The sequence below is a fragment of the Corynebacterium sp. AOP36-E1-14 genome (assembly GCF_052377495.1).
GTDB lineage: Bacteria > Actinomycetota > Actinomycetes > Mycobacteriales > Mycobacteriaceae > Corynebacterium.
In genome coordinates this window covers 1-430 of the sequence record NZ_JBQSWV010000083.1, presented here as the reverse complement: position 1 = coordinate 430, position 430 = coordinate 1, and the positions used below count along the sequence as shown (strand labels likewise).

The 430-nt window shown below is 66.0% G+C and carries 1 protein-coding gene; it reads left to right on the top strand.

Features of this window, described 5'->3' with window-relative positions; translation table 11 throughout:
• Window positions 1–430: ISL3 family transposase (locus ACT3TD_RS14840; RefSeq protein WP_444638079.1), on the top strand; the 430-nt coding region annotated here is incomplete at both ends.

Sequence of the window (430 nt, the reverse complement as noted above, 5' to 3'; positions counted from 1 at the left end):
AGGTGTCGATGAGCACGTGTGGAAACACACCCGCCGTCCCGGCGAGCCCTCCTCGATGGTCACGGTGCTGGTGGATCTGACCCCGCTGGTCGACGGGTGCGGGCCGGCCCGGTTGATCGATATGCGACCCGGGCGCAGTGCCGAGGTGCTACGAACCTGGCTCAACGAGCGTGACCCTGGTTTCCGCCAGCGTGTGGAGGTCGTCACGATGGACGGCTTCGCCGGCTACGCCACCGCCGTGGACCACGCCTTACCCGCGGCGACGAAGGTGATGGTCCCATTTCATGTGGTGCACCTGGCCGCCGAGAAACTCACTGGGTGTCGGCAGCGCCTGCAACGAGAGACGACCGGGCGGCGTGGACGCAAGGATGACCCGTTGTACAAGCACCGCCGTCACCTGATGACCAGGACGAACTATCTCACCGACCGG